Source organism: Meiothermus granaticius NBRC 107808 (assembly GCF_003574355.1).
In the GTDB taxonomy this organism is placed as follows: Bacteria; Deinococcota; Deinococci; order Deinococcales; family Thermaceae; genus Meiothermus; species Meiothermus granaticius.
Genome location: NZ_QWLB01000048.1, coordinates 1 through 25,062 on the forward strand (window position 1 = coordinate 1; position 25,062 = coordinate 25,062).

General features: G+C 61.6%; 27 protein-coding genes and 2 pseudogenes. 28 read left to right on the plus strand and 1 reads right to left on the minus strand.

Annotated elements, in window-relative coordinates; genetic code table 11:
* Positions 1-219 precede the first annotated feature (219 nt).
* The 25 genes and pseudogenes from Mgrana_RS14045 (at position 220) to Mgrana_RS14165 (ending at position 22,141) form a co-directional block, all read left to right on the plus strand.
* The gene (locus tag Mgrana_RS14045) at positions 220-459 is read left to right on the plus strand and encodes a glutaredoxin family protein (RefSeq protein ID WP_119358232.1); all 240 of its coding nucleotides are present in this window, start codon (positions 220-222) and stop codon (positions 457-459) included.
* Positions 444-1,349 carry a prolipoprotein diacylglyceryl transferase gene (gene lgt, locus Mgrana_RS14050; protein WP_119358233.1) on the plus strand — a complete coding sequence of 302 codons (906 nt, stop codon included), beginning with the start codon at positions 444-446 and terminating at the stop codon, positions 1,347-1,349. The genes Mgrana_RS14045 and lgt overlap by 16 nt, the downstream gene beginning before the upstream one ends.
* Before the next feature lie 40 nt (positions 1,350-1,389).
* A complete protein-coding gene (gene glmU, locus Mgrana_RS14055) occupies positions 1,390-2,769 on the plus strand; it encodes a bifunctional UDP-N-acetylglucosamine diphosphorylase/glucosamine-1-phosphate N-acetyltransferase GlmU (RefSeq protein WP_119358234.1) in 1,380 nt (459 codons plus the stop codon).
* Between the two features lie 104 nt (positions 2,770-2,873).
* Positions 2,874-3,770: a ferritin-like domain-containing protein gene (locus Mgrana_RS14060; protein ID WP_119358235.1), complete on the plus strand. Its 897-nt coding sequence runs from the start codon at positions 2,874-2,876 to the stop codon at positions 3,768-3,770.
* Between the two features lie 132 nt (positions 3,771-3,902).
* A complete protein-coding gene (locus Mgrana_RS14065) occupies positions 3,903-4,121 on the plus strand; it encodes a Sec-independent protein translocase subunit TatA/TatB (RefSeq protein WP_119358236.1) in 219 nt (72 codons plus the stop codon).
* 9 nt (positions 4,122-4,130) lie between these two features.
* Positions 4,131-4,343, plus strand: a complete 213-nt coding sequence (locus Mgrana_RS14070) for a twin-arginine translocase TatA/TatE family subunit (RefSeq protein ID WP_119358237.1) — start codon at positions 4,131-4,133, stop codon at positions 4,341-4,343.
* Between the two features lie 20 nt (positions 4,344-4,363).
* Positions 4,364-5,116 carry a twin-arginine translocase subunit TatC gene (tatC, locus tag Mgrana_RS14075; RefSeq protein ID WP_119358238.1) on the plus strand — a complete coding sequence of 251 codons (753 nt, stop codon included), beginning with the start codon at positions 4,364-4,366 and terminating at the stop codon, positions 5,114-5,116.
* A gap of 130 nt (positions 5,117-5,246) precedes the next feature.
* Positions 5,247-5,549, plus strand: coding sequence for a TFIIB-type zinc ribbon-containing protein (locus tag Mgrana_RS14080; protein ID WP_119358239.1), 303 nt, complete (start codon positions 5,247-5,249; stop codon positions 5,547-5,549).
* A 211-nt stretch (positions 5,550-5,760) separates the two neighbouring features.
* Complete coding sequence (locus tag Mgrana_RS14085) at positions 5,761-6,123, plus strand: NADH-quinone oxidoreductase subunit A (RefSeq protein WP_119358240.1); 363 nt, start codon at positions 5,761-5,763, stop codon at positions 6,121-6,123.
* Positions 6,124-6,183: 60 nt separating this feature from the next.
* Positions 6,184-6,726: a NuoB/complex I 20 kDa subunit family protein gene (locus tag Mgrana_RS14090; protein WP_119358241.1), complete on the plus strand. Its 543-nt coding sequence runs from the start codon at positions 6,184-6,186 to the stop codon at positions 6,724-6,726.
* A gap of 8 nt (positions 6,727-6,734) precedes the next feature.
* On the plus strand, positions 6,735-7,367 hold the full coding sequence (locus Mgrana_RS14095) for an NADH-quinone oxidoreductase subunit C (protein WP_119358242.1): 633 nt from the start codon (positions 6,735-6,737) through the stop codon (positions 7,365-7,367).
* The gene (nuoD, locus tag Mgrana_RS14100; RefSeq protein ID WP_371862052.1) at positions 7,360-8,607 is read left to right on the plus strand and encodes an NADH dehydrogenase (quinone) subunit D; all 1,248 of its coding nucleotides are present in this window, start codon (positions 7,360-7,362) and stop codon (positions 8,605-8,607) included. Before Mgrana_RS14095 ends, nuoD begins: the two co-directional genes overlap by 8 nt.
* Positions 8,608-8,620: 13 nt before the next feature.
* On the plus strand, positions 8,621-9,172 hold the full coding sequence (locus tag Mgrana_RS14105) for an NADH-quinone oxidoreductase subunit NuoE family protein (protein ID WP_119358243.1): 552 nt from the start codon (positions 8,621-8,623) through the stop codon (positions 9,170-9,172).
* Positions 9,169-10,488 carry an NADH-quinone oxidoreductase subunit NuoF gene (gene nuoF / locus Mgrana_RS14110; protein WP_119358244.1) on the plus strand — a complete coding sequence of 440 codons (1,320 nt, stop codon included), beginning with the start codon at positions 9,169-9,171 and terminating at the stop codon, positions 10,486-10,488. Before Mgrana_RS14105 ends, nuoF begins: the two co-directional genes overlap by 4 nt.
* A gap of 4 nt (positions 10,489-10,492) precedes the next feature.
* Entirely contained in the window at positions 10,493-12,880 is a 2,388-nt protein-coding gene (locus Mgrana_RS14115; RefSeq protein ID WP_119358245.1) for a molybdopterin-dependent oxidoreductase, read from the plus strand.
* A 104-nt stretch (positions 12,881-12,984) separates the two neighbouring features.
* Positions 12,985-14,100, plus strand: a complete 1,116-nt coding sequence (nuoH, locus tag Mgrana_RS14120) for an NADH-quinone oxidoreductase subunit NuoH (RefSeq protein WP_119358256.1) — start codon at positions 12,985-12,987, stop codon at positions 14,098-14,100.
* A 38-nt stretch (positions 14,101-14,138) separates the two neighbouring features.
* The gene (nuoI, locus tag Mgrana_RS14125; RefSeq protein WP_240631387.1) at positions 14,139-14,753 is read left to right on the plus strand and encodes an NADH-quinone oxidoreductase subunit NuoI; all 615 of its coding nucleotides are present in this window, start codon (positions 14,139-14,141) and stop codon (positions 14,751-14,753) included.
* A 136-nt stretch (positions 14,754-14,889) separates the two neighbouring features.
* A complete protein-coding gene (locus tag Mgrana_RS14130; RefSeq protein WP_170146494.1) occupies positions 14,890-15,468 on the plus strand; it encodes an NADH-quinone oxidoreductase subunit J family protein in 579 nt (192 codons plus the stop codon).
* Positions 15,465-15,755 carry an NADH-quinone oxidoreductase subunit NuoK gene (gene nuoK / locus Mgrana_RS14135; RefSeq protein WP_119358247.1) on the plus strand — a complete coding sequence of 97 codons (291 nt, stop codon included), beginning with the start codon at positions 15,465-15,467 and terminating at the stop codon, positions 15,753-15,755. Before Mgrana_RS14130 ends, nuoK begins: the two co-directional genes overlap by 4 nt.
* 1 nt (position 15,756) lies before the next feature.
* On the plus strand, positions 15,757-17,592 hold the full coding sequence (gene nuoL, locus Mgrana_RS14140) for an NADH-quinone oxidoreductase subunit L (RefSeq protein ID WP_119358248.1): 1,836 nt from the start codon (positions 15,757-15,759) through the stop codon (positions 17,590-17,592).
* Positions 17,589-19,027, plus strand: a pseudogene (locus Mgrana_RS14145) (complex I subunit 4 family protein). The gene nuoL and the pseudogene Mgrana_RS14145 overlap by 4 nt, the downstream one beginning before the upstream one ends.
* Entirely contained in the window at positions 19,024-21,258 is a 2,235-nt protein-coding gene (locus tag Mgrana_RS14150) for an NADH-quinone oxidoreductase subunit N (protein WP_119358249.1), read from the plus strand. The pseudogene Mgrana_RS14145 and the gene Mgrana_RS14150 overlap by 4 nt, the downstream one beginning before the upstream one ends.
* 44 nt (positions 21,259-21,302) lie before the next feature.
* Positions 21,303-21,683, plus strand: coding sequence for a hypothetical protein (locus Mgrana_RS14155; protein ID WP_119358250.1), 381 nt, complete (start codon positions 21,303-21,305; stop codon positions 21,681-21,683).
* Positions 21,684-21,755: 72 nt separating this feature from the next.
* Positions 21,756-22,046, plus strand: a complete 291-nt coding sequence (gene rpsT, locus Mgrana_RS14160; protein WP_119358251.1) for a 30S ribosomal protein S20 — start codon at positions 21,756-21,758, stop codon at positions 22,044-22,046.
* A gap of 8 nt (positions 22,047-22,054) precedes the next feature.
* Positions 22,055-22,141: a 30S ribosomal protein THX gene (locus Mgrana_RS14165; protein WP_119358252.1), complete on the plus strand. Its 87-nt coding sequence runs from the start codon at positions 22,055-22,057 to the stop codon at positions 22,139-22,141.
* A 62-nt stretch (positions 22,142-22,203) separates the two neighbouring features.
* Here the strand turns inward: Mgrana_RS14165 and Mgrana_RS14170 are convergent, their stop codons facing one another.
* Positions 22,204-22,878: an HAD family hydrolase gene (locus tag Mgrana_RS14170; protein ID WP_119358253.1), complete on the minus strand. Its 675-nt coding sequence runs from the start codon at positions 22,876-22,878 to the stop codon at positions 22,204-22,206.
* 128 nt (positions 22,879-23,006) lie between these two features.
* Here Mgrana_RS14170 and Mgrana_RS14175 point away from each other — a divergent pair, with 128 nt between their 5' ends.
* The 3 genes and pseudogenes from Mgrana_RS14175 to Mgrana_RS14185 form a co-directional block, all read left to right on the plus strand.
* The gene (locus Mgrana_RS14175; RefSeq protein ID WP_119358257.1) at positions 23,007-23,882 is read left to right on the plus strand and encodes a phosphate/phosphite/phosphonate ABC transporter substrate-binding protein; all 876 of its coding nucleotides are present in this window, start codon (positions 23,007-23,009) and stop codon (positions 23,880-23,882) included.
* Positions 23,883-23,959: 77 nt separating this feature from the next.
* On the plus strand, positions 23,960-24,718 hold the full coding sequence (gene phnC / locus Mgrana_RS14180; RefSeq protein ID WP_119358254.1) for a phosphonate ABC transporter ATP-binding protein: 759 nt from the start codon (positions 23,960-23,962) through the stop codon (positions 24,716-24,718).
* Between the two features lie 49 nt (positions 24,719-24,767).
* Positions 24,768-25,062: pseudogene (locus tag Mgrana_RS14185) on the plus strand (phosphonate ABC transporter, permease protein PhnE); the annotation flags it as partial.

The window sequence follows — 25,062 nt, forward strand, 5'->3', positions numbered from 1 at the left end:
TGCGTGGGGCTTGGGGAACGGTGGTGGGGATGTTGGGGGGGATGGCGGGGAAATTCCTGATTCACCTGGTGATGGGCCTGCTGGTGCTGCGGGCGATCTTCTAGGGGGCGGTTGTATCATCGGGGGGTGGGGTGTTGGTCTCGAGAACGGCCCCTATCCCTGCTGTACCCTCGGCGGTGGATCTGATGGCGCGGGGTGCAGCTTTTCGCTGGGATCGCTATGGACTATACCTTGATCAGCCGCAGGACCTGCCACCTCTGCCAGGAAGCCGAGGCGCTCTTGGCCGAGCGGGGGGTGGTGTACCGGCGCCTCGAGGTAGACGAGGACGCCGAGCTCAAACAGCAGTACACCTTTCGGGTACCGGTGTTGCTAAAAGCCGGAAAGGTGCTGCTCGAGGGGAAATTTACCCCTGAGCGTCTGGACAAAAAGCTACAGGAGGTCGGATGGACCCAATTCTAATCAAGCTGGGGGGGCTCGAGATTCGCTGGTACGGGCTCTTTTTGGTGCTGGCGATCTTCGCCGGTTTCGAGATCGCCAAGCGCCTGATCACCCGTTGGGGCTTTGACCCCGAGCGTTTCGAGGGGATCACCTTCTGGGCGGTGATCTGGGGGGTGATCGGAGCACGGGTCGGCTATGTGCTGACCAGCCCGGCGGAGTTCAACGCGAACCCGGTAGAGGCCCTGTACATCTGGAGGGGCGGTCTCTCCTTTCACGGGGCGATTATCGGGGGCATCCTGCCCTACGTGTATGCCTATTACCGCTATAAAATCCCGGTCTGGGCCTACCTTGACGCAGTGGTGCCGGGAATCGCCCTGGGGGTGATTGCCGGGCGGCTGGGCAACATCATGAACGGCTCGGATACGGTGGGCCGCCTGACCGACTGGCCGATCGGTTTTACCTGGCCTACTTGGGCTAAAGGCTTTCCAGGGATTTGCCAGGGCATCAACGACATCAGTGAGGTAGCCCGCTGTGCCCCGGATACCCTGGTGCGAGGGCCGGTACACTTCACCCAGCTGTATGGGGTGATCATTGGGATTATCCTGCTGATCCTGGCCTACTACTGGTTGCGCCAGAATCGTGCCTATGGGTATGTGTTCTGGCAGTTTGTGCTGTGGTACAGCCTGCTGCGGGCGGGGCTCGAGGAGACCTTCCGCCTCAATCCCCTATGGCTCAAGGTCTACCTCAACCCGCAAGCGGGAATTGGCCTCTTTACCGCCACCCAAATCATCTCGGTTCCCCTGATCATCCTGGCCTTGGTGCTCCTGGCCCGGTGGCCGCGGACCCGGAAGCCTGCGGCAGAGCCAGCCCCGGCGGTTCCCAACGCGAAATCGCGGGCCAAACGCGGATAGCGCCCAAATTCCTGGGGATGGGGCATTTAGAATCGAAATTATGAAACACGCTGTGGTGATACTGGCTGCGGGGATGGGCACCCGCATGAAGTCCAAGCTGCCCAAGATGCTGCACCCGCTTTTGGGCAAGCCGATGTTGGCCTACGCGGTGGAATCGGCGCTGGAGAGCGGGGCCGAGCGGGTGGTGGTGGTGACCGGGTACGGCATCGAGCAGGTTCAGGCCGCGCTCGCGGGCTATGAGCGCCTCGAGTTCGCCTTGCAATCCGAGCAGCTAGGCACTGCCCACGCCCTGATGCAGGCCCGCGGCTTGCTGGAGGGTTTTGACGGCCCGATTGTGGTGCGCTACGGGGATTGTCCGTTGACTCGAGTAAAAACCCTGACTGGATTGGTGCGCACCATTGGCAATGCCGGCATGGCCCTGGTGACCATGCACCTCGACGATCCTACCGGTTATGGACGGATCATCCGCGATGAAAAAGGGGAGATCATCGCCAACGTCGAGCAGAAAGACACCACCCCGGAGCAGCGGGCCATCAAGGAGATTAACCCTGGGGTCTACTGCTTCGACCCCAGCGTCTGGCAGATGCTGGAGAAGGTAAACAACAACAACGCCGCCAAGGAGTACTACCTGCCCGACCTGATCCAGATCTACCGGGAGGCGGGTAAAAGGGTGGTCTCGCTCGAGTCGCGCGATCCGGGAGAGCTGCTGGGGGTGAATTCCCGGGCTCAACTGGCCCAGGTCGAGGGGGTTTTGCTCTCCCGGCTGCGGACCCACTGGATGAACGAAGGGGTACGGATGATCCAGCCGGAGACGATCTACCTGGAGCCTTCGGTGCAGCTGGCCCCCGATGTAACCCTGTGGCCTGGAGTGGTTCTGCGGGGCAAAACCCAGCTCGGCGAAGGGGTGGAGGTGGGGGCCTACAGCGTTTTGAGCGATACCACGGTAGAGCCGGGTGGGCAGATCAAGTCGCATACGGTTTGCGAAGGGGCCCATGTCTCCACCGAGGCTTTTGTGGGGCCGTTTGCTCGGCTGCGCCCGGGGTCACACCTCGAGGCCGGGGCGCATGTCGGCAACTTTGTCGAAACCAAAAACACCCGGCTGGGTCGGGGGGTTAAGGCCGGGCATCTGGCCTACCTGGGGGACGCCGAGATTGGCGAGGAGACCAATATCGGGGCTGGCACCATCACCGCCAACTACGATGGGGTGCACAAAAACCGTACGGTGATCGGTAAGCGGGTCTTTGTGGGCTCAAATAGCCTGCTGATTGCTCCGGTGCGGCTCGGGGACGGCAGCTTCGTAGCGGGGGGCAGCGCCATCAACCAAGACGTACCCGAGGATGCCCTGGCGATTGCCCGGGAGCGACAGCGCAACATTGAAGGGTATCGGCAGCGAAAGCTCCTGACCGAAAAAAAGGGCTAGCCTCCTGACCGGCCCATCCAAACCTTGGCCGCCCTGCGTAGGGTAGGGGGAAGCGCTTCATGGGTTCTTGAGCTCGGGGCCCCGGCTCAGGGAGGGAGGCGGTTATGGCGGTAATCAATCGTAGAGAAGCAATAAGACAGTTTGGGGCAGTGGGGGTGGGTGCGGTGTTAGGCGGGACCATGACTGCTTGCGGTAGCGCCATGGGAATGGCCGCCAAGCCCAACCTGGATGTGGATGTGCTGAACTTCGCCCTGAACCTGGAGTACCTCGAGGCCGCTTTCTATCTTGCTGCGGTGGGCCGCTTGGCGGATTTGAATGCCGCTGGAGGGGGCAACGCCCAGATCATTCTGCCCTCAGGTTTCGATGGCAGCAGCCCGGTCCCAGGGCTCAGCGACGCGGTGCAGCAATACGCGAACGAAATCGCCACCGATGAACTCAACCATGTCAAGGCCATCCGGGGGGCGCTGGGGGCTAAAGCCGTGGCTCGCCCGGTTCTCGACCTCGGCCCGGCCTTTGCGGCGGCGGGGGCAGCCGCCAGCAACAACGCCATCTCCAACTTCAACCCCTTCGCCAATGAGCTATTTTTTCTGCATGGAGCCTTCATTTTTGAAGACGTGGGGGTGACGGCTTACAAAGGGGCGGCCCGGCTGATCACGGACGACAGCGCAGGAGGGGTGTTGGATACAGCCGCGGGGATCCTGGCGGTTGAGGCCTATCACGCTGGAGAAATTCGCACCCTGCTGTATCAGCGCAAGGATCAGCAGGCTGCGGCCGGGCTTACCGTGCAGCAGGTCACCCAGGCCATCAGCGACCTGCGGGCCAAGGTGGGTGGGGGTAAGGATCAGGGGCTGGTGCTGAACGGCCAGGCCAACCTCGTGGTTAGCGACGACAACGGGGTGGCCTTCGGGCGAAGCCCCAGTGAGGTATTGGCGATCGTTTACCTGGGAGGGATGGGTAAGGGAGGCTTCTTCCCCAACGGGCTCAACGGCAGCCTCCGGTAAACCGGGAAGGGGCTCGAGGGACCCCTCGAGCCCCGAATTTGTGGCTTTTGTCGCTTATGATGTGGTTCGGATTGAGTATAAATTTCAGATGGAGTTCAGGTACGGGGATAGAGTAGGAGGAGGAGGCAAGCTATGAACCTTGGGATGCCAGAGATCTTGATCATCTTGCTGGTGGCCCTGTTGCTCTTTGGGCCCAAAAAACTGCCCGAACTGGGCCGTGGACTGGGGCAGAGCATTCGCGAATTCAGGAAGGGCGCACAGAACATCCGCGAGGAGTTTGAGCAGGCTACCAGCCTGAATGAGCCGTCCAAACCTGCTCCTGTGGCTAAGGCCGAGGAGCCCAAAGCCTAGGAGGCCATCATGCTGGCGGGTCAAGATCTGATCGTGGTTTTGGCAATCGCGCTGCTCCTTTTGGGCCCTAAACAACTGCCGGGGCTGGCCAAAGGGCTAGGGCAGAGTATCCGTGAGTTTAAGAAGGGGGCTGAAGGTTTGATCGAAGAGGCCAACCCCTCCGCCGAACCCCCAAAAGCAGAGGCGGGAGCGGGGGAAGAAAGCAACAAACCCAAAGCCTAAGCCTGGACGCACACTAAAGCATGCGCGAATCCCCTTTGATCGAGCACCTCGAGGAACTCCGTACCCGCCTGTTGTGGGCCATCGGAGCCTGGGGGGTGATGACCGCGGTGGCCTTCACCTTCCGGGTGCAGATCCTCGACTTGCTCAAGCGTCCGCTGGACGCATATAACGCGACGGCTACAGTCAAGGCCGAACTTATCGTTCTCAACATCACCGAGCCCTTCCTCACCGCGTTCAAGGTGGCCGCGTTTGGGGGGATTGCCTTGGCGCTGCCCTTCATCGTTTATCAGATTTGGGCGTTTATCGCTCCGGGGCTTTATCCCCACGAACGCCGTTTGGCAGTACCCTTTCTGATTGGGGCGGGGTTCAGCTTTGCGGTAGGGGCTGTGTTTGCCTACTTTGTCCTGCTGCCCTTCGCGGTCCCTTTCCTGCTGGGCTTCCTGGGCGATGTGGTCACACCGCAGATCAGCATCGGGATGTACATGGGCCAGATCCTGACCTTTTTGGGTCTGATGGGGATCCTTTTCGAGATGCCGGTGGTGAGTTACCTGCTGGGGCGCCTAGGGTTTTTGAGCAGCCGTTTCCTGATCAGCAACTGGCGGATCGCGGTGGTGGGGCTGGTGACCTTGGCCGCGGTGATCACCCCTACGGTGGACGTAGTCAACCTCAGCCTGGTGACCGCTCCCCTGCTCATCCTCTACTGGATCTCGATTCTGCTGGTGCGGTTGGCGGAACGCTCGAGGCCTAAGGAGATCGAGTCGGTGCCCACCTGAACACAACTCAGAGAAAGCTCATCTGGGACGGATTTTTCTCCCCAGGGTAACCCAAAACCACCGGATAAGCCAGGGGTTTTGCAACAGTAAAATCGGCGAAATTCCCCCACGATGAGGCTGGGAGGGAACCATGCCTCTACTCATTTGCCCCAACGACAATAGCCCCATGCAAGAGGTTCAGCGCAACGGTGTGACCCTAGATATCTGCCCAATCTGCCGTGGGGTCTGGCTGGACCGTGGAGAGCTCGAGAAGCTGCTGGAGCAAGTAGGTCAGCTCGAGCGCGAGTACCGGAGCCAAGACGAACCCGCCCGCCAATATCCCGCTCAGCCGCGCCCTCGTTCGCCCTTCGATACCGACGATGACGAGGAGTACTATCGGCGCACGGGCAAGCGCAAAAGCAAACTGGGCCGGCTCTTTGACCTCTTTGACTAAAGAGCGGTAAACCTGCAAGTGAGCGCCGGGGCAAGCCCCGGCGCTCAGCCGCTGTATGGACCTTGGCTGGGCACGAGGCTTTTCTAAAAATTGCAATAGGAACGACTTGCAAGGGATAAGTGAACGTGTAGACTATGGCGGATGAAGTGAGTTTGAGTGTGGTTTTCTGGGCTTACTCGTGAAGACCGGCACGAACTCAGGAGGGGGGAGAATGCTATCACCCATCACCGAATACCAAGCTGTTCTGGTCTACTTAGCCGTGGCGGTGGCCATTGCCATTTTGGCAGTGAGCGTGGGGGCCTTGCTGGGCCCCAGAAAGCCCAGTCGCCCCAAGCTCATGCCGTATGAATCGGGCAATGACCCCGCGGGGGAGGTTCGGCGCTTCCCGGTACATTTTTATGCGGTGGCCATGCTGTTTATCATCTTCGATGTGGAAGTGGCCTTTCTGTGGCCTTATGCCGTGAGCGCAGGAACATTGGGAGCGGTGGGGTTCGGGGGGCTGTTGATATTTACGGTGTTGTTGTTTGTGGGGTTTTTGTACGAGTGGTTCAAGGGTGTGATGAAGTGGCACTAGAGCGCAAAAAGCTGGATGCAATTTGAGAAGCTTGGCCGATCGTGCTGTGAAGGAGCGTGGATGGCAACCATCGCAGATTTGTTTACCAAAGACGTGCAGGAACTCGAGAACGCAGGTATCCTGTTCACCACGTTAGAGAAGCTAGTGGCCTGGGGGCGCTCTAACTCCCTGTGGCCCGCTACCTTTGGCTTGGCCTGCTGTGCCATCGAGATGATGGCCTCGACCGATGCCCGCAACGACCTCTCCCGCTTTGGTTCGGAGGTTTTCCGGGCCAGCCCCCGCCAGGCCGATGTGATGATCGTGGCCGGGCGGCTTTCCAAGAAGATGGCTCCGGTGCTCCGCCGGGTTTATGACCAGATGCCCGATCCCAAATGGGTGATCAGCATGGGGGCTTGTGCCAGCAGCGGCGGGATGTTCAACAACTACGCCATCGTGCAAAACGTAGACAGCGTGGTGCCGGTGGATGTTTTTGTCCCCGGCTGCCCTCCGCGCCCCGAGGCCCTGATCTATGGCTTCATGCAGCTTCAGAAGAAAATCCAGGGCCGCGCCCGGGATGACCAGGGCCGCAAGCTGCCTGCGGTTGAGGCTTGGAAGCGGTACTAGGAGGGCAGATGCAGCGCTTGGTGCAACTCAAAGAGCAGGCAAAGGCCAAGGGATACCCCCTCGAGGAGGCCCACGACAACACCTGGATCAACGTTCCTAGGGCGGAGTTCAAAGCCTTTGTGGCCGCGATGAAAGCCGCCGGTTGGAACTACTTGGCGGATATTGTGGGGCTCGACTATCTGCGCTATCCCCAGCCCAAGCCCGAGCGGTTTTGCGTGGTGTACGAGCTGGTCTCGCTGCCCGGTTATAAAGATGGCGATGGCAGCCGGGTGTTTGTCCGGGTATATGTGCCGGAGGCCGAACCCACCCTGCCCACCCTGACTGATCTCTGGATGGGGGCCGATTTCCTCGAGCGCGAGGTTCACGATCTGTTTGGCCTTCGCTTCGAGGGGCATCCGGACCTGCGCAAGATTCTCACCCCCGAAGACCTCGAGGGGTACCCCCTGCGCAAGGACTTCCCGCTGGGGGAGACCCCCACCCTCTTCAAGGAGGGGCGCTTCATTGACCCAGACAACTTCCGGGCCGGAATTTCGGGCGACAAGAGCGGGATGACCGGTTACCGGGGAGGAGCCCGCCAGGGGTACCAGGATGTGTTTGATGAGATCCGGCAGGTGGCCGGAGCGGGGAGGAGCGATGATTAAAGACCCCAGCGCCTTGCACAGCCCTAGCGAGGAAGCCTACGATCTGGCCGATGCTCCAGAGCTCAAGTCGGAGGTGATGACCCTCAACGTGGGGCCGCAACACCCCTCGACCCACGGCGTGCTGCGGGTGGTGGTGGACCTCTCCGGCGAACAGATCCTGCGCCTGACCCCGCATATCGGTTACCTCCACACCGGCTTTGAAAAGAACATGGAGAACCGCACGTATACCCAAGACATCACCTATACGCCGCGGATGGACTATCTCCATAGTTTCGCCCACGACCTGGCCTATGCCCTGAGCGTAGAAAAGCTGGTGGGGGCGGAGGTTCCACTCCGGGCCCAGACCATTCGGGTCATGCTCAACGAGCTTTCGCGCATTGCCAGCCACCTGGTTTTCCTGGGGACGGGGATGCTCGACTTTGGGGCGCTTACCCCGTTCTTCTATGCCTTCCGCGAGCGGGAAGCGGTGTTGGATCTCTTTGAGTGGGTTACCGGGCAGCGCTTCCACCACAACTACATCCGCATCGGTGGGCTCAAGGAGGACCTGCCAGAGGGATTCCTGGAGCAGGTCAAGAAGTTCATCGCGGCCATGCCGGCCCGAATTGACGAGTACGAGGGCTTATTCCGTGAGAGCCCCATCTTTTACGAGCGGGCTAAGGGGGTCTCGGTGATCCCGGCTGAGGATGCCATCAACCTCTCGCTCACCGGGGGCAGCCTGCGGGCTTCGGGGGTGAACTACGATGTGCGCAAGGCCTACCCCTATGCCGGCTATGAGACCTACGCCTTTGAGGTGCCGGTGCTCCAGGGGGGGGATATCTTCGACCGGGTGATCATCCGGGCCCTCGAGATGCGGGAATCGGTCAAGATCATCGCTCAGGCGGTGGAGCGGCTCGAGGCTATGGGCGAGGGCCCCGTCCGCGACCCCGACCCGCAGATCTCGCTGCCGCCCCGCAAGCTGCTGGAAACCTCGATGGAGGCTGTGATCTACCACTTCAAGCTGGTCACCGAGGGGTTTCATCCTGCGCTCGGTGAGGTCTATGTGCCCACCGAGAGCGCTCGAGGCGAGCTGGGTTACTACATTGTCTCTGACGGTGGTTCTATGCCTTACCGGGTTAAGGTGCGGGCTCCTAGCTTTGTCAACCTGCAAACCCTGCCGTATGCCTGCAAAGGGGTGCAGATGGCGGACATGGTGGTGGTGATCGCCTCGCTCGACCCGGTGATGGGGGATGTGGACCGATAAGGAAGGGATATGGATGGGCTTCTTTGACGACAAACAGGATTGGTTGGCTGAAACCTTTGCCCAATACCCCGAGCGTCGAGCCGCGCTCATGCCCATGCTGCGGCGGGTGCAGCAGGACGAGGGCTGGGTGAGCCCAGAGCGACAAGAGGAGATTGGGCAGATTCTGGGTCTAACCGCCACCGAGGTGGCGGGGGTGATGAGCTTTTACAGCTACTATCAAGCTCTTCCCACCGGCAAATATCACCTTCAGGTCTGCGCCACCCTCTCCTGCGCGATTGGGGGGGCGGATGAGCTGTGGGACGAGCTGGTCAATGAGCTGCAAATCTTGCGCGGGGACGTGACCGACGACGGTCTGTTCAGCATCCAGAAGGTGGAGTGCCTGGGGTCATGCCACACTGCGCCGGTGATTCAGGTCAATGATGAGCCCTATGTGGAGTGTGTGACCAAGGCCCGGTTGCAGGCCTTGCTCGAGGGGCTGCGCCAGGGCAAGAAGCTGGAAGAGATTCAACTTCCGGGCAAGGTAGGGCATGTGGTCCACAACCGGGGAGACGAGGTGCAAGCATGAGCCAAGGGCCGATTGTCTCGGGCAAGGATCCGCGGTTTGTCCCCACCCTGTACGCCCAGGTGGGCAAACCGGGCTCCTGGACCCTCGACTACTACCTCTCCCACGGCGGTTACGAGGCCATCAAAAAGGCCATCGCCATGGGTCAGGATGCGGTGATCGAGGAGGTTAAGAAATCCGGGTTACGCGGGCGAGGGGGGGCGGGGTTTCCCACCGGGCTCAAGTGGAGCTTCATGCCTAAAAACACCGGTAAGCAGCACTACATTGCCTGCAACGCGGACGAGAGCGAACCAGGTAGCTTCAAAGACCGCTACCTGATGGAAGACGACCCACATCAGCTGATCGAGGGGATGATGATCGCGGGGCTGGCCATTCAGGCCACCAAGGGCTACCTCTACATTCGGGGCGAGTACCGCCGGGCCTACGATCGCATGATGGGAGCAGTGAAAGAGGCCAGGGAGCGCGGCTATCTAGGCAAGAACCTCTTTGGCAGTGGGTTTGAGTTCGAGATCTACATCCACCGAGGGGCTGGGGCCTACATCTGCGGGGAAGAAACCGCCCTGATGAACAGCCTCGAGGGGCTGCGGGCCAACCCCCGGCAGAAGCCGCCCTTCCCAGCCCAGGCCGGGCTATGGGGCAAGCCCACCACCATCAACAACGTTGAGTCGCTGTGCAGTGCGGTGCACATCATCCAGCGCGGGGCCGACTGGTTTGCCAGCATGGGCACCGAGAAATCCAAGGGGCACAAGCTCTTCCAGGTCTCGGGGCCCTTCAAGCGGCCCGGTGTGTACGAGCTGCCCCTGGGCACCACCTTCCGCGAACTGCTCTACGACTGCGCCGGTGGCCCCACCGAGCCCATCCAGGCCCTCATTCCGGGAGGCTCCTCGTGCCCGCCGCTGCCCTGGAACGACGAGACCCTGGATACCCCCATGGATTACGAATCGCTGGTGGCCAAGGGCTCGCTCCTGGGCACTGGGGGGGTGATCGGGATTCCGGCCAGCATGAGCATGGTGGACGCGATGTGGAACGTGACCCGCTTCTACGGTCACGAGTCCTGCGGTAAGTGCACGCCCTGCCGCGAGGGGGTTTCGGGCTGGATGGTGAACCTCTTCGAGAAGATCGGGACCGGGCAGGGCCAGCCGGGGGATGTGGAGATCCTCGAGAACATGCTGGACCAGATCGAAGGGCGCAGCTTCTGTGCCCTGGCCGATGCGGCCTGCTGGCCGGTGCGCGGCAGCTTGAAGCACTGGCGCCACCAGTTTGTGGATGCGGTGGAACACGGCAAAGCGGTGGAGCGAGCAGGGAGCCGCTGGGGGTGAAGGTATGGCTAAGGTAACCGTTAACGACCGCACCATCGAAGTTCCGAACGGCACCTCTGCGATGGACGCCATCTTTCACGCCGGCTACGATGTGCCGCTGTTTTGTGCCGAGCGATACCTCTCCCCGGTGGGCGCTTGTCGGATGTGCCTGGTCAAGACCGGGGCGCCCCGCAAAGGACCAGATGGGAGCTTCATCTTGGATGAAAACGGGCAACCCAAGATCTTTTGGGCGCCCAAGCTGGCCGCTTCCTGTGTAACTGCGGTTACCGATGGGATGGCCATAGATACCCTCTCCGACGAGGTTAAGCACGCCCAATCGGGAATGGTTGAGCTGACACTGTTCAACCACCCCTTGGACTGCCCGACCTGTGACAAGGGCGGGGCCTGCGAGCTGCAAGACCGCAGCTACGAGTATGGCCTGGTGGAGAAGTTTTACCAGCCGGGGGAGCTCGAGCTGCCCCTATACACCCGCTACGAGATGACCCGCCGCCATGTGGACAAGCACCACACCCTCTCGGAGTTCATCACCCTGGACCGCGAGCGCTGCATCCATTGTAAGCGCTGCATTCGCTACTTTGAGGAGGTCCCCGGGGATAAAGTGCTGGACTTCATTGAGCGGGGGGTGCACACTTTCATCAATACCGAGGAGATCGAGGGGCACCAGACCACCTTGCCCAGCAACTTCAGCGGCAACATCACCGATATCTGCCCGGTGGGAGCGCTCCTAGACCGCACCGCGCGCTTCCGGGGACGCAACTGGGAGTATGACTCGGTGGCCACCACCTCGATGGACGACGCTTCGGGCTCGGGGATCATCGCCGATACCCGCAGCGGCTTCCTGGAGCGGATCCGGGCCCAGGAGCGGCGGGAGGTCAACGAGGCCTGGATCTCGGATGCGGCCCGTTTCGGTCACGACTGGGTGAACGAGGGTCGGGTTACCCGGCCGCTGGTGCGGCGGGATGGGCGTTTGGTTGAGGTGACCTGGGAGGAGGCCCAGGCTGCAATCAAGGCCGGTCTGGCCGGGGTTCCCCAGACCCGGATCGGGATCTATCTGCCGGGGGGAGCCACTTTGGAGGAGGGCCTGGCGGCGGTTGAGCTGGCCCAAACCCTGGGCACCCCCCACCGGGATTTCCAGGGCCGTACCGAAACCCCGGCCACCGCGTTCCTGGCGGCGAGTTTTGATGAGCTGCTGGATGCGCAGTTTGTGCTGGTGTTGGGAGATCCTAGCGAGGAGACCCCCATCGTCCACCTGCGCCTTTCGGAGTTGACCCGTGGGCTCAAGCCGGCCTCCAAGCTGAGCCACGGCACCCCTATCGCGGACCTCAACATCAAAGAGAACGTGCCTCGAGACCGCTCCAAGCTGGCCCTATTCAGCCCCTACCCGGCCCAGCTGGCCAAGTGGGCCGGGGCCAGCGGAACCCATCGCCCAGGCCAGGAGGCGGCCCTCCTCGCGGCCCTGCTGGGCCAGGGGGAGGCCCCGGCGGGGCTGGAGGAAGCCCTCGAGTGGGCCCGCAAGCGCCTTGCGGAGTCGCAAAAGTCCGTTCTGATCCTGGGGGCGAACGTGCTCAATGCCCCCGAGGCCGCGACTAAGGCCAAGCAGCTGGCCGAAAAGACTGGAGCCAAGGTGCTGTGCCTGACTCCGGCGGCCAATGCGCGGGGCCTCGAGGCCCTGGGGCTGTATCCGGCCAAAGGGGGTGCGGCCTGGACCGAGGCCGGGCCTCAGGCGGTTTACTACGGCTACGCTCCCACCGAGGAGCAGCTCAAATCCGCCCAGTTCCGCATTCTGCACCTTACCCACCGCAATGCCCTGACCGATCGCTACGCCGACGTGATCCTGCCCAACCAGACTCCTTATGAAAAGCGTGGGCAGACCGTAAACCTGGAGGGCCGGGTGCTGCCCCTCGAGCCGGTTTCGATCGACAACGGCGAGGCCGATGGGGCGGTGGCGGCCCTGGCGGTTTTGGCGGAAGCGATTGGGGTTAAGCCTCCCGTTCGCCTGGTTCGTCAAGCCACCAAGCTCCTGGCGGAGAAATGGAAGCTTCCAGCCCTGATGGGGCGCTGGAATATCAAGCCGGCCAGCTTCCAGCCCTCGGTATCCAGCCCCCAACCCTCAACCCCGGTATACCTCCGCCCGACCATGTGGCGGCGAGAGCAACTCACCGGGGCGGTGGCCAAGGTGGTGCGGGTGGCGCTCGAGGCCTCCCCGGAGGTGGCCCGGGCTCATGGGCTGATAGACGGGGCTACGGTAGAGCTGGAAACCCCCGCTGGAAGGGAAAAAGTCACCGTGAAGCTGGTGCAGGGTTTGCCGAGCGGGGCGATGTACCTGCCCGCTCTGGGTCCATGGGTTGGGCGAAGCCTGGAGGCCCGCATTTTGGTTGGAGGTGAGGCGTGACGGCGTTCTCCATTCGACGTGTACCCAAGCTGGGCTTTGTTGGCCTGCTGGGGATTGCTCCGGCTTTTGCTCAGGCTTCCGAGGCCTCTACTGACCCCCTCTGGATGGTGGGGATCAAGGCCTTTTTGGTCATCTTCGGCTTGCTGACGGCCTTTGCCTACATGACCCTAATCGAGCGCCGAATCCTTGCCCGCATCCAGATCCGTCAGGGGCCCAACCGAGTCGGGCCGGATGGCCTTCTGCAGCCCCTGGCCGATGCCATTAAATCCATCCTCAAAGAGGACATCGTGCCGCGCGCGGCGGATAAGTTGGTGTTCTGGCTAGCCCCGATGATCTCGGTGACCTTCGCGGTGCTTACCTTCGGATTGATCCCCTTTGGGCCCAAACACGCCTTTTTTGGCTTTGATCCCTGGGTGATCAACCTGGATGTGGGGATCCTCTACATCTTCGCGGTCTCGGAAATTGCTGTTTACGGCATTTTTCTGGCTGGCTGGGCCAGCAACTCTAAGTACAGCCTGCTGGGTTCACTGCGCTCCTCGGCGGCTCTCATCTCCTACGAGCTGGGGCTGGGGATGTCGCTCCTGGCCCCGGTTGTGTTGGTCGGCTCCTTGAACCTCCAGGCCATCGTGGAGTGGCAGCACACCCACGGCTGGCTGATCCTCTATCTGCTTCCTGCTTTTGCTTTGTTTGTGGTCTCGAGCATGGCCGAGGCTGCGCGTACCCCCTTTGATCTTCCCGAAGCGGAACAAGAGCTGGTGGGCGGCTACAACACGGAGTACAGCAGCATCAAATGGGCCCTGTTCCAGATGGCCGAGTACATCCACCTGATCACCGCTTCGGCCCTGATCCCCACCCTCTTCTTGGGGGGGTGGCGGATGCCGGGTTTCCTCACCGCGATCCCCTGGATCGGGGGATTTTTCGCCTGGCCTTACCTGTGGATGTTCGTAAAAATTGCCCTGTTCCTCTTCTTCTTCATCTGGGTGCGCGGAACCTTCTTCCGGCTGCGCTATGACCAGTTGATGCGCTTTGGCTGGGGGCGCTTGCTGCCGCTGGCCTTGATCTGGTTCCTCATCGTGGCCGCGGTGGTGGCCTTCAAGCTGCCGCTCTCGATTCTGGCCTGGCTCTCGGCCCTGTCGCTGATTGGGTTCTCGATCTACGTGGTGCTGGGGGCAAAGCCGCAAGCCCCCCGCCGCACGATGCGGCCTGGGGTGGGGGACTAAAGGCTTCCCGGTCGGTGAATCGCTGAAAGGAGTTTTGAATGAGCAGTATTGCTGCACTCGCCCAAGGCTTAGGGATTACCCTCAAAGCCCTGTTTTCCAAGCCGGTAACCATTCCCTACCCCGATGCTCCTGTGCCGCTCAAGCCGCGCTGGCATGGGCGGCATGTGCTCACCCGCCATCCCAACGGCCTCGAGAAGTGCATTGGTTGTTCCTTGTGCGCTGCGGCTTGTCCGGCATATGCCATCTACGTCGAGGCGGCCGAGAACGATCCGGCCCATCCGGTCTCGGCAGGAGAGCGCTACGCCAAGGTGTATGAGATCAACATGCTGCGCTGCATCTTCTGTGGGCTGTGCGAGGAGGCCTGTCCTACCGGGGCTGTGGTGCTCGGCTACGATTTCGAGATGGCCGATTACCGCTACAGCGACTTTGTCTACGGCAAAGAGGACATGTTGGTGGAGGTGCAGGGAACCAAGCCCCAGCGCCGGGAGGCCAAGTACACCGGACAAGCGGTCAAGCGGGGCTATGCGGTGCCCTATGTGCGGGCGGAGCTCGAGGGGGTTCAGGCCCCCATCCTCAAGGAGAAGCGAAAAGCTCCCGCAGTGCGTGAAGTAGAAGCCCATCCTGCCGATGAATCCTCCAGCCACCCGCACTAGGGGATCCCTTTCCAACAAGCGAGGTGGTTGCGATTACCCCTTTTAGCGATAGAATCGGCAAGGTTATGAGATGGATGGGTATTCGATCCTTCGGCAGGTACAGGGGTGGTAGATCCTTATGGGGGTTGGCATGGCGGTGAGCTTCTGGGACATCGTGGCCGCGGTCCTGTTGGTGGGAACGGGGATCTTGGTGGTGCGGTTGCAAAACGCAGTGCGGGCTGCGATCGCTCTGATCGCCAATTTTCTGGTGATCGCGGCAGTTTATGTGGGGCTCGAGGCCCGTTTTGTAGCCATGATCCAGATCATCGTCTACGGCGGGGCCATCGTGGTGCTTTTCCTCTTCGTGATCATGCTGCTCTCAGCGGCCAGGGCCAATGTGGGGGAGGATCTGCTGCCTGGGTTACAAGCCCCCGCCTTGATTGGGGCTTTGGGCTTGGCGGCCATACTGATCTATGCCCTGACCCACTTCCAAGCCCCGGCCAGTCCGCCCCCTCTGCAAGGAGGGCTACCGCAGGTTTTGGGGCCCCTCTTGTATGGCCCCGATCGTTGGCTGTATGCCTTGCTGGCGGTGGGGTTTTTGCTCCTGATCGCTACGGTGGCGGCGGTGGTGCTGGTCGAGCCTGAGCGCCTGACCCGCTCTACCGAACACCCAGCCCATCCCAGCCGGGGCCCGCAGCCCTCTCCGCAGGATGAACGGGAGGTGGTGGGCCGATGATCTGGCTGATCACTTCTGCCCTGTTATTTGCCACAGGAGCCTATGGGGCTCTAACCCGTCGTACGGCCATTTTGGTGTTCCTTTCGATCGAGCTGATGCTCAACGCAGCCAATCTCGCGCTGATCAGTTTCGCCAAACTCACCGGCAGCCTAGATGCCCAGGTGGTCGCCCTTTTTGTCATCGCCATTGCTGCCGCTGAGGTCGCGGTGGGGCTGGGACTGATCGTGGCCATCTTCCGTCGCCGCGAGACCACCAGCGTGGATGACCTGCGTGGGCTTCGGGGGTGATATGCAGACCACGATCCTTTTACCCCTAGTCATCGCCCTGCCGTTGTTGGGCTTTGTCCTGCTGGGGCTCTTTGGCCGACGCCTGGGTGAGCTGGCCTCGGGCTGGTTGGCCTCGTTGCTGGTTCTGGCTAGCTTCCTCCTGGGGATCTTCCTTCTGGCGGGAGGGGGTGCGCAGTGGGCGGTGGCCGATTGGCTTCCCGGTATCCCCTTTAGCCTTCGGCTCGACCACCTTTCCGGCTTGATGGTGATGGTGGTGGCTGGGATTGGCTTTCTCATCCACGTCTACGCGATCGGATACATGCACGGTGATCCCGGTTTCAGTCGCTTTTTCAGCTACTTCAACTTCTTTATTGCGGCCATGCTGGTCTTGGTGCTGGCCGATAGCTTTCCGGTGATGTTTATCGGATGGGAAGGGGTGGGGCTGGCCTCCTACCTCCTGATTGGTTTTTGGTACACCGATCGGGTGAACGCGGATTCCGCCCGCAAGGCCTTTATCGTCAACCGCATCGGTGACCTTGGGTTCTTGCTGGGGATGGGCTTGCTTTGGGCCATGTTCGGGACGCTCTCCATCTCGGGGTTACGGGAAAAGATTGAGGCTTCCACCCTGATTTTCCAGGCGCTTCCAGCCGCTGCGGCCCTCCTGTTCATCGGAGCCATCGGCAAAAGCGCCCAGGTGCCGCTGATGGTCTGGTTGCCTGACGCCATGGCCGGCCCCACCCCGGTCTCGGCCTTGATTCACGCTGCAACCATGGTGACGGCAGGGGTGTATTTGTTGGCTCGAGCCAGCTTCCTCTATGTGGGGGCCCCGGAAGTTTCCTTGTGGATCGTGATCATCGGGGCGGCCACGGCGATTTATGGTGCCCTGAGCGCGTTTGGTCAGACCGATATCAAGCGCATTGTGGCCTACTCAACCCTCTCGCAGCTGGGGTTCATGTTTGTGGCGGCGGGGGTCGGGGCTTACTGGGTGGCGATTTTCCACGTGATGACCCACGCCTTCTTCAAAGCCTTGCTGTTTATGGCCTCGGGCTCGGTGATCCATGCCCTGGGGGGCGAGCAGGATGTGCGCAAGATGGGGGGAATGTGGAAATATCTGCCTCAGACCCGCTGGCACGGTCTGATCGGGGCCTTGGCCTTGGGCGGGATGCCGCTGTTGTCGGGTTTTTGGTCTAAGGATGCGATTTTGGCCTCGAGCTTCGCCTATAGCCCCTTGTTGTGGTTCATCATGCTGGCGGTAGCCTTCCTGACGGCCTTGTACTCGATGCGCTGGTTCGTGTTGGTCTTCATGGGCGAGTATCGGGGCAAGGAGCATCCCCATGAGTCCCCGGCGGTCATGACTTGGCCCAACCATGCCCTGAGCATCGGCGCGCTTTTTGCGGGGTTTGTGGGCTTGCCTGCGGTGATTCAGCAGAAGAACCTGCTCGAGCCCTGGCTCAATGCCAACATCGTTCATGAGGGGGCTCATGAGCTCTCTGCGGCCACCGAGTGGGGCTTGATCTTGCTCTCGGCGGTGGTGGCCCTGATAGGGCTTTACTACGGCTTCCGCTTCTTCCAACAGCGGGTGCTTCCCGGCTGGTTTACCCGCTTCCAGACCGCTTCGCTCAACAGCTTTTACGCTGACCAGCTCTACAACACTGTTCTGGTCAACCCCATGAAGTCCTTCGCCCAGTTCTTGTTCGCCACGGATACCGGATTGCTGCGGGGCTTTGGCGGGCTGGGTGGGCTGGTTGGAGGGATTGGAGGGTGGTTGGCGCAGCTCGAGACCGGCTACCTGCGGTTTTATGTGGTTGGCCTGATCATCGCCGCGGTGCTGTTGGTGGGATGGGGGGTGCTGCGATGATTCACCTTGGACTGTGGCTGCCCCTGGTTGCGGGGATCCTCTTGCTGATCTGGCCCGTTCTGGGCCGCACCTTTGCGGTGGTGGTGGCTGCGATCACCTTCCTTATCGCAGTGCTGCTGTTTGCGGGGTATGCCTCCGGAGGGGTTGTCCCAGGGCAATCCCTGGCCTATGCCTTTCAAACCCCGCTTCTGCCCCAGGTAGGGGTTTATTACGCCCTAGGCCTTGACGGGGCCGGGCTGCTCTTATGGATTGCGGTGAGCCTGACCGTTTTGTTGGGGGTGTGGATCGCTGACGTACCCGCCCGCTTCCTCGGGCTGGCCCTGACCATGGAGACCGGGTTGCTGGGGATCTTCGCAGCCAACGACCTGATGCTCTTTTACGCCTTTTTCGAGGCCACCCTGATCCCCTCTCTGCTGATGCTGTGGCTTTACGGCGGCGCGGACCGGCTGCGGGCGATTTATACCTTTGCCATCTTCACGCTGGTGGGCTCCTTGCCGATGCTGGCTTCGATCTTCGCGGTGCGCTACCTGGGGGGCAGCTCGAGCTTCCTCTACGGGGATCTCCTGCAGCACCCGCTGAGCGGCGCTGCGGCGGGCTGGGCCTTTTTGGGCTTTTTGATTGCATTTGCGGTAAAGACCCCGATGTTTCCCATGCACGCTTGGCTTCCGCCTTTTCACCAACAGAACCATCCTTCGGGCCTGGCCGATGCCATGGGAACCCTGTACAAGGTGGGCATCTTTACCTTCTTCAAGTGGGCCATCCCACTGCTCCCGGCGGGGTTTCAGCAGTGGCAGGGGCTGGTGCTGTTCCTGGCGGCTCTGGGGGCGATTTATGCGGCCTGGCTGGCGTTTGCCGCTAGGGATTGAAAACCCTTTTGGCCTACGCCGGGGTTTCGCACATGAGCATCGGGCTGCTGGGGTTGTTTAGCGGGACCAGCCAGGGCACCGTAGGGGCCTTGTTCTTGCTGGGGGCTTCAATGATCTACACCGGGGCGATGTTCCTCTTTGTGGGCCGGGTGTACCTGCGGACGGGAAGCCTCGAGTTCACCCCGGTGCGGGGTCTGGCCAAGCACACCCCTGCGCTTTATGTGCTGGGGATGTTCTTGCTGATGGCTACGATTGGACTGCCGGGGCTTTCCGGGTTCCCTGGTGAGTTTCTGGCCCTTTTGGGGGCTTATCAAACCAGCCCCTGGCTGACCTTTATCGCCTTCCTCTCGGTGATTGCGGCGGCGGCCTTTGCCCTTACGGCTTACCAGAAGGTGTTTCAGGAAACCCCGCAGAGCCAAGCGGTGCCGGATATGAGCCCCAGGGAGTGGGTGTTTGCTGGGGTGACGGTGGGGGTGCTGGTGGTGATGGGGATGTATCCCAAGCTCTTTACGCTCTACCTCGAGCCCCTGGGTAAGGCCTTGGCCTCGTTGCTGGGAGGTGGGGCATGACCACCTTGTTCATCCTGGTGGCCTTCGCCACCGTGCTGTCCTTGCTGGCCTTTGTCCTGCCCAGGGAGACCAACCGTCAGATCACCCTGTTGGGCCTGGTTTTGGCGGCGATTTTTTGCCTGGTGGGTTGGGGAAGCACGGTTGAGGCCTTTGGGGGGATGTACCGCTTCGATACCCTGGCCCGGGGGTTGACCGTGTTGGCCATCTTGGGCGGGCTTTGGAGCCTGCTGCTCGGACCCGCCAAGAAGTTTGAGTATCCCCTGCTGGTGCTCTATGCAGTAACCGGGATGCACGTGATGAGCAGCAGCCCGAACCTGGTGGTGCTGCTGATTGCGCTCGAGCTGTTCTCGCTGCCGCTGTATGTTTTGGCCACTTGGCAGCGGGACAACAAGGGCTTTGAGGCGGGCCTCAAGTACTTCTTGTTGGGGGCTCTCGCGGCGGCCCTTTTTCTCTATGGCATTGCCCTTTACTTCGGGGCGACCGGCAGCTTCATGGCCGGGGCTCAAGGCTCGGGGCCTCTGTATGCGGCGGGGTTGCTGCTGATCTTGGCGGCGTTCGCCTTCAAGACCGCAATGGTCCCCTTCCAGTGGTGGTCGCCCGACGTGTATCAGGGGAGCCCTACAGTGGTCACTTTGTTCATGGCCACGGCGGTGAAGGCCGCTGCTTTTGCGGCGATGCTGCGCATTTTCTTGCCCGCGCAGATGAGCGCATGGGGATACGGCTTGGCGGCGCTGATCCTCCTCACCACCCTTTTCGGAAACCTGGGGGCCCTGCGCCAAACCGAGGCCAAGCGGCTGTTTGCCTACTCCTCGATTGCCAATGCGGGGTATGTGGCCCTGGGGTTGTTTGGTCCCTCTGGCCAAGCCAGCATCCCCTTTTACCTGCTGACCTACATTCTGGCAACCGGCACAATCTTTGCTGTGCTGGCCCAGCTTTCCAATCAGGATGTGCCTCTGGAGCGTTTGCGCGGTCTGTTTGCTCGCAAGCCGCTCTTGGGGGGAGCCATGGGGTTGGGCGTGCTCTCGCTCCTGGGGCTGCCTCCCCTGGCCGGATTCTGGGCCAAATACCTGGTGTTTCAGGAGGCCGCCCAGGCCGGATACTGGGGCCTGATTGTGTGGGCCCTGATCACCTCGGCCATCTCGGCGTACTACTACCTCAAGGTCTTTTTCCTGCTGCTGGCCAAGCCCAGTGAGACCGCAGCGGCTGAAGACCGCGAGGCCGAGGAAGCCACCCGGCGCTTCGGCAGCTCGGAGGCGGCTGGAAATGTGTTGGCGGCACCACTGGGCCTGAGCGGGGCCCTGATGGCCCCAGCGGCCCAGGGGGCTTTGGGGGTAGGGTGGTTGCTGTGGATTGCACCGGCCTTGCTGGTGCTGCTGGGCTTTTTGCCTGGGCTGGGGCTGCGGGCTTTTAGTCTGGGCCTGTCTGCGGCCACAGCGGTAACGATCGATCTGCCCCAAAGTGGATCACGGGTTGTGGCCGGAGCCTATCGCCTGGAGGGTAGGGGGCAGGCCGGGGAGGCCCTCGAGCTCTATGATGGTTCTGCCCGGCTGGGAGCGGTCATGGTGGGGGCCGATGGTCGGTGGAGCTTTGTCCTGCCGGGGTTACCTGGGGCAGGCCTCCATATCTATGAGGCCCGCCGGGTCGGGCAGGCGGTGGGGGTCCGTACCACCGTTCAGGTGCAGGCTGGGGATGTCCCGGCCTTTGTGGCCCCGGCTGAAGGCTCACAGGTTTCCGCCTCGGGGTTCACGCTGCAGGGGATAGGTAAGGCCGGGGAGACCCTCGAGGTGTTCGAAGACGGCACCAGCCTGGGCCGCCTGGTCGTGCCGGAGGGCGGGCAGTGGAGCCTGAATGTGCCTCCGCCGGTGCCGGGAGAACGGGTGTATGAGGTGCGCCGCCAAGGGGAGGGGAGTGGGGCTAAGCTGCGCCTGCTCGTGCAACAAGCGGCAGCCGGAACGGTGTGCAACCAGCCCTTTAGCCTGAGCAACCTGCAAGCCGGGGGGACGGTCTCGAGGCCCTTCCGCTTTGGGGGGATCGGCTCGGGCCAGGGGTACAGCATCACGGTTAGGCGGGGAGACCGGGTGATCGGACGTAAGGAACTGTCCCTCAATGCGGCTTGCGGCTGGAGCTATCTCTCTGACCCTGGGGTCGGCAGCATCACCTATGAGGTGCGGGAGAAAGGCCAACCGGCTACGGAGCCGCCGCTGAGCACCATCAGCCTAAATGTGCAGTAGGGGTTCCCCTAGGGATGCGGCAGCGGTGAGTCTATACTAGGGGCGTGCGAAGCCTGTTGTTTTTGGTTGTGGTCGCTGCCGGGCTGTTCCTCTATGCCAATCGTTTTGGGCTAGCGGTGGGATATGCCCCCTTTACCCCGGTCTTTTACTGGAACTATACCGGCGAGGCCCAGTATGACCTCAATACCTCCGGCCTCGACGCCATAAAGATTGTGCTCAACGGGCAGTTGAGCCAGGGAGAGCTCGAGGTCGAGGTGCGCAAAGGGGGACAGCCGGTCACCTCCTCGGTGCAGTACCGGGGTCGCTTCGACAACACCCTGCGCTACCAGGTAGACCAGGGGCAGTACAAGATCGTCTTTAAGCTCAACCAGGCTCGAGGCCGGGTGCGCTACGACTGGGTGGGGACCAAAAATAGCAGCTACTAGGCACAAACCCTCAGGGTGTGCTAGACTCGTGAGCGGTTTGCTCAGACCCGAGCAAGAGACGTTTGGAGAACTATGGCACAGAAGAAAACCGCCCGCAATCCCTCCGCTTTGAAGCGGCACCGCCAGTCCTTGAAGCGCCGTGCTCGCAACAAGGCCAAGATGTCCACCATTAAGACTGTCAGCAAAAAGGCCGCCCTACTGGCCCAGCAGGGCAATGCGGAAGAGGCCACCCGTACCCTACGGTATGCGGAGAGCTTGATTGACAAGGCCGCCAAGGGCTCAACCTTGCACAAAAACGCTGCGGCCCGCCGTAAGTCTCGTCTGATGAGCCGGGTTCATAGCCTGCTCAGCAACAAAGCCTAGGGGGGAACGTGGGTAAGGGAGATCGCCGTACCCGTCGGGGCAAGATCTGGCGGGGCAGCTTTGGTAAGGCGCGTCCACGCAACGCTAAGAAGTAGCCACCTGAATTGCCGAGCCGGGGGGAGTTCCCCCGGTTTTTTGCTGGGGTTGTGGACTTCATTCATTCCCAGGCCTTACCGCTCTTCACGCCACCCTGCCGCAGGGCCTCGAGGGTGACCGCTTCCAATGAAGGCACGACCCAGTTGGCCTCGCTCAGATCCAGGTGGCGGGTGAGCGGGTTGGGGATGGCCACCACGAACATTCGGGCGGCTTTGGCCGCTCTGATGCCGTGAAGGGAGTCCTCGAGCACGATGGCTTCATCCGGCTTGATCCCCAACCCTGAGGCTGCTTGTAGAAAGAGGGCGGGATCGGGTTTGGTCCGCTCCACATCGTCGCGGGTGCGCAACACTGCGAAATGCTCCCGTAGCCCCAATCGTTCCAGGTGGCTTTCCACCCAGCTTCGCCCTGAGCTGCTGGCTACGGCCAGGCCGAGTCCAGCCGCCTGGGCCTGGGCGATCAGCTCCCGCACCCCGGGCAGGGTATCGGTGGCCTCCACGTACTCCCGCTCGAGGGCCCTGGCCCGCTCCAGCACTTGGCTGCGAGGGATCGGGTGTCCTACCAGGCCTTCGATATGGGCCAGCGGGTCAAACGGCACCTCGTTGGTGCCCAGCAGGGGCAGCCAGGTCTCGAGGTTCAGCTCTGCTCCCTGCTCGGCGTAGACCGTCTGCCAAGCCCGAAAGATGGCGCTCTCGCTATCGAAGATGGTGCCGTCGAGGTCGAAGATCAGGGCCTTCATAGCTTGCAGGCTAAGGGCTGGGCCAGGAGGCGTCAACCTAGGCGGGGGGCCCGGCAGCCCTGATGGTGGATAGAGCCTCCTCCATCGCCTTGATACCAACTTGACCCTTCATGGTGTACACTTTCGGCGTGAAACGCACACTGATTCTTCTGGCGGCCTTGTTCACCCTTGGCCTGTCTGCGGCTTTGGCCCAGACTCCCATCACCGTCCGCATCGGGTTCAACCCCACCCAGAACTCCGACCAGCTCAAGCCGGCAGCCCAAGCCATCGCCGATTTCATCGAGAAGGAGTTCAAGGGCACGGTCCGAGTACAGATTTTCATCCCCACCGATTATCGCGGGCTGATTGAGGCCATGCGGGGGGGCAATCTGGACTTCGCCTTCTTTCCCCCAGATGGCTACGTGGTGGCCCATCAGGATGTGGGGGCGCAGGTGCTCCTGAAGAGTGTGCGCGGTAACAGCCCCTACTACTGGTCGGCGATCATCGTGCGCAAAGACTCCGGCATCAAGAACATCCAGGGCTTGGAGGGCAAGACCATCGCCTGGGTAGACAAGAACTCCGCTGCGGGATATGTCTTTCCCCGTGCGGCCTTGATCAGCGATAAGATAGACCCCGACAAGTTCTTCTCCAAGCAGGTTTTTGCCGGCAAACACGATGCGGCAGTGCTGGCGGTGCTCAACAAGTCGGTGGATGCGGCGGCCACTTTCGCCAACGACGACAAGAACAAGAGCGGAGCCTGGACCCAGTTTTTGAAGCCCGAGGAGGCGGCCCAGATCACCGCCATTTTCTACTCCAAGCCCATCCCTGGCGACACCTTCACCGTTTCCAAGGATTTCCTGGCCAAGTATCCTAACCTGGCCCGAGGCATCGCTGCGGCCATCCAGCGCATCAAGACCCCGCAGAGCAAGTTGCTGTTTGATCTCTACCGGATCGACTACATGGTCCCGGCCAAAGATTCCGACTACGATGTGGTGCGGGAGGCTAGAAAGCTGTCGGGCCAGTAGGCCTGCGGAGGGCCCAAAGCCCCTGGGGGTTTCCCGGGGGCTTTTTCACGATAAGCTAGAGGCGGTTTACCCAGGTTATGATCGAAGTTCAGGGTGTTAGCCAGACGTTTGTGACCTCGAGGGGGCCTTTCCAGGCCCTCCTTGAGGTGAGCCTGAAGATTCCCCAGGGGGATTTCGTTGCCATCATCGGGCGCTCGGGGGCCGGGAAGAGCACGTTCTTGCGCACCCTCAATGGTCTGCTGCGGCCCAGTCAGGGCTCGGTGGTGGTGGAGGGAACAGACATCACCCGCTTGTCCAAGGGGGAGCTGCAGAAATATCGCCGCCAGGTGGGGTTTATCTTTCAGCAATTCAACCTGGTAACCCGGCTGAGCGTGCTGGACAACGTGCTCCACGGGCGATTGGGCTACCTACCGACCTGGCGTGGTCTGCTGGGGCTGTACACCGAGCGCGATTATGCCATCGCCCGGGAACAGCTGGCTCGAGTGGATTTAGCCACTAAGGAAGGGGCTCGAGTGGATTCGCTCTCGGGTGGACAGATGCAGCGGGTGGCGATTGCTCGAGCCATGGCCCAGGAGCCCACCCTGATCCTGGCGGATGAGCCTGCGGCCAACCTAGACCCGGTGCTCTCCGAAGAGGTGATGCGCACTTTGCGGCGCTTCAATTCCGAGCAGGGGGTGACGGTGGTGATCAACATTCACGCCTTGGACCTGGCGCTCAAATACGCGAAGCGGATCATCGCCTTCCGACAGGGGCGACTGGTGTTTGACGGGACCCCCTTAGAACTTACCGACGAGTTGGTGGACGAAATTTACGAACGCAAGGAGATGCTCTCATGAAGGCAACCCCTATACACGGATTGCCGAACCGGGATCTTCAGGGGGGAGTATGACCGCCATTGTGCTGTATGTGGGGCTTGGCCTCCTGGTCGCCCTGCTTTCGGGCTTGGCCAAGGGTTCGATGCGGCGCCTATGGATCGGTGGGGTGATAGGGCTGCTGATCGCCTATGTGGCCTTCCCCTTTAGCCGCTCCCTAGGCAACCTCAGTCGGGAGACGGTAGAACCCACCTTACTGGGCTCGGTCCCTACCTTTTTACCGCTGCTCCTAATTCCGCTGCTGCTGGGGCTGGCGTTGGTGCTGGGGCATCGAGGAGGGGCGGTGGGGGCCTGGGCTGCGGTCGTGG